We start from the raw sequence: 3,837 nt of genomic DNA on the forward strand, positions 1-3,837 counted from the left end.
TGTTTAGGTTGTCATATTCTGGCATCATCTCCACAAACTCAAACCTTCTTCTAAGCGCCGTATCCATAAGGGCTATGCTGCGATCTGCTGTATTCATCGTGCCTATTATGTATAAATTTGACGGCACTCCAAATTTTTCTTTTGAATATGGCAGCTCCACTATTATCTCGTCATCTGCTCCGAGTCTCTTTGATGGCTCTATTAGAGTTATAAGCTCGCCAAAAATTTTAGATATATTTCCGCGGTTGATCTCGTCTATTATTAGAACATATGGCATGGTTGATAACATGTCTTCCAACACGGCGTCAGGATGTGTACCATACCTGTATGACGATTTAGAATTGTCTTGGTCAAATAATATTTTCTTAAGACTATCTTTGCTCATGGGCATGGGGTTGCCGTCTGCGCTACTTGCAGATCTAGCCTCTATGCCTTTAGCTGTATTTTTATATAAATAAAATTCATAACCATCAGATGTTTTTAATTTTTTATTAGAAGTTTCATTTTTTGCATAATTAGGCAAATTTGCCGCATATATATCATATAATTTATCAAATCTATCTTCAGAAATTTGTGGCACTTTCCATTTTTTATGCTCTTTGTACTCTTTTATTCTCTTGCAAATTTCCTTAAAGATGCCGTCCTCAACTCGATAATGTATATTTTTATCCTCGGTATATGCTTTTAGGCCTTCAACAAATTCCTCATACCCATAGCTTTGATGAAATGTTACAAATTTTATTTGTCCGCTTTGTACATATTCATCAAATTGCTTTTTTAGAGCTTTCCTCTTTTCTTCGTCGTTGATTTCTTCTTCACCAACTTTTTTCCCTCTTATTATTTCGATAGCTTTTGCTATTGTGGTATATGTCTTTCCTGTGCCTGGAGGGCCGTATAGGATTTGGTTTATTGGCATTATATCTCCTTTGCCATTTTTAAATTTTATATATTCATTTGTGGCATATATGTAGTTACCAAAAGTTTTTTTGCTTCCACCTGTTTTTAAAAATTTTTCTTCTAGAGATCTTTTATCTATATTGTTATAATCCTGCAATGAATAAATTTGATTATCTTCTAAAAAACCAATGAAGTTTTTTAAATAAGACTGATAGGATTCGGTAGAGCTCTTTTTTATTTTTTTATTTTCATCACAATAAGCCCTAAAGCCATCATAATCTATAACTTCATTCATATTTTCTCCTATATTTTTTAAAAATATAACGCTGTTTGCGGCTTATTATATACCGTTATCTTTTAAATATTATTAAATAAATATTTTATTTAACCCCTTTATGACGCTATATTGTTTATGAATAATTTTGTTTTTTACTAGCCTATGATTACCAAAAGATTAAAATTTTGAGCTTCTTTGATTGTATATTATCCTATATGATTTTGTTAAATACCATTGCTAGTACATTAACTCATAAATTTACATATTTGGACAGTTTTTTGTCCTTTTAACCCAGTAAAATACCCTCAAATAAAAAACAAACAAGGAGCCAGGCATGAGAAACGAAAGCTTTTATGTAGACAACGAGATATACGATCTTGCAATGCTTTGGATACTTCGCGCGATTTTTCGCGCCGGAGGCGAAAGGGAGTTTTTAAGATGCAGATACGATAATGTCCTTGAGTTTCTAGGCGTGCATTCAAGCGAGCCTGCAAAGCAGGACATCGAAGCTCTTAAAAACAGGCTTGACGTCCTTGAAAAAGCCAAAATCTCATGCGAACTAAAAGATCTCGAGCATAATCTAAATTTACTACAGTTAAATTTAGGTCTAAACGACACCGAAAAGACTATTCTCAGATTCGTCGCTATTATGTTTAACTATGAAGTAGTCTCGGATGCTTGCGAACTGATAGGAGACCTAAATAGTAGACAAGCCGTAAAATCCCTATCGCAGATATTAAATTTAAATTCTAGCGACGTTCAAAACGCTTTTATAAAAGACGGAATTTTCGCCAAGACCTCGATAATAAAACTAGACAGCTATGGACGTAATCTAAGATCAAAAATCGACGTGCTAAATGGCGAATTTGTAGAAGCATTATTTACTAAATGCAAAAGCATCAACGAAGTATTTGCAAGCGCAATAAAGCCTTGTAGCGAAACGAATTTGACCTTTAAAAACTATACTCACGTAAAAGAAGATATGCAAATTTTAGTCTCGTTTCTAAAAAACGCCATTCTCAAGAAACAAAAAGGAGTAAACATACTCCTCTACGGTTCAGCAGGAACCGGTAAAACAGAGCTAAGTAAAGTGATAGCTAGCGAGCTAAATTTAAAGCTATATGAAGTAGCTTATGCAGACGAAAGTGGATATGCAAACGAGCTAGAAAGGATAAGATCTTATTGTCTCGCGCAAAACGTCTTATCTGCTGGATCAAATTTGCTGATGTATGACGAAGCCGAAGACGTGTTTAACACTAGAAACGAGGAAAAAAGACAGTACGGCAAAGCCTTTATAAACAGATCCCTAGAGACAAACGAAGTGCCTACCATCTGGATAACCAATAATATCTACTGTATGGACGAAGCCGTAGTTAGACGCTTTAACTTAGCTATAGAGCTAGGGGTGCCTAATGAAAACATGAGAGCTAAGATCATCAAAGAATACAGCGCAAATTTGATAGATAATAAGCTAATAAAAAAGCTAGCCAAAAATCAACATGTAGCTCCCGCAGTAGTTAGCAACGCAAGCTTAGTCGTTTCAAATTTAAACACTAGAGATAAAAATAAAGCCTTTGAGCGAGTGATAAGCAACACTCTAAAAGCTCAAGGATACGGAGAGATCGAAAAAGACAAGTCAAGCGACGATCTGCCTAGCAGCTACGATCCAAATTTCGTAAACTCGAACTGCGATCTAAACGAGCTAATGAAAGGCATAAAAGAGAGCAAAAGCGCTAGAGTTTGCCTATATGGAGTACCCGGTACCGGCAAGAGCGCCTATGCTAAATTTATCGCTAAAAGCCTAAGAAGGCCTATAATCATCAAAAAAGGAAGTGACCTTTTGTCTATGTGGGTCGGAGGAACCGAGCAAAATATAGCAGAAGCTTTTAAAGAAGCAAAAGATAAAAAAGCCGTACTTGTATTTGACGAAGTAGATAGCTTTTTACAAGACAGAAGTATGGCTGCACGAAGCTGGGAGATAACTCAAGTAAACGAGATGCTAGTGCAGATGGAGAGTTTTGACGGGATATTTATAGCCACTACGAATTTAATCGATAATCTCGATAAGGCAAGTCTTAGAAGATTTGATCTAAAGCTAGAGTTTGGGTATCTATTGCCAAATCAAGCTCTAAATTTATTTAAAAAAGAGTGCGCCTTGCTAAAAGTCAAATTTGATGAAAATGCAGCCAAAAAGGTTTCAAATTTAGGCTTGTTAGCACCGGGAGATTTTGCTAGCGTGAGAAGACAAGCTAAATTTAGACCTATTAAAAACGCAGATGATTTTTATGAGAGACTAGAGCAGGAAGTTGCGCTAAAGAACGAAGAGAAAAGTGCTAGGATAGGGTTTTAGGTTGCAATCTTGTTTGGTTGTATACATTATGCTATAATTTAAATTTTATTTAGAAAAGGAGAAAAAATGATAGAACAAAAATCAGTTAGGGACATAATAAATGAAAAAGTAAATTTTATCGTGCCCTCATATCAAAGAGGCTACCGCTGGGATGAGAGAAATGTTAAAGATTTACTAGATGATTTGCTTGAATTTATGCAAGATCCCAATAGTGGTAAATTTTATTGTTTGCAACCGCTAGTAGTTAAAAAGATTGGAGCCAATCAATATAACGTCATAGACGGTCAGCAAAGGCTTACTACTATTTTTATTA

General features: G+C 35.2%; 2 protein-coding genes and 1 pseudogene. 2 read left to right on the plus strand and 1 reads right to left on the minus strand.

Translation table 11 applies throughout. The annotated features are described in order from the left end of the window. A pseudogene (locus tag Q0546_RS04560) lies at positions 1-910 on the minus strand (AAA family ATPase); the annotation flags it as partial. A 598-nt stretch (positions 911-1,508) separates the two neighbouring features. Here Q0546_RS04560 and Q0546_RS04565 point away from each other — a divergent pair. Both Q0546_RS04565 and Q0546_RS04570 read left to right on the plus strand, forming a co-directional pair. Continuing rightward, the gene (locus tag Q0546_RS04565) at positions 1,509-3,524 is read left to right on the plus strand and encodes an ATP-binding protein (RefSeq protein ID WP_298790921.1); all 2,016 of its coding nucleotides are present in this window, start codon (positions 1,509-1,511) and stop codon (positions 3,522-3,524) included. Between the two features lie 66 nt (positions 3,525-3,590). Then, positions 3,591-3,837 (plus strand): DUF262 domain-containing protein (locus tag Q0546_RS04570; protein WP_298790922.1); only part of this gene is annotated, 247 nt, incomplete at its 3' end.

The sequence above is a fragment of the uncultured Campylobacter sp. genome (assembly GCF_937997465.1).
Classification (GTDB): domain Bacteria; phylum Campylobacterota; class Campylobacteria; order Campylobacterales; family Campylobacteraceae; genus Campylobacter_A.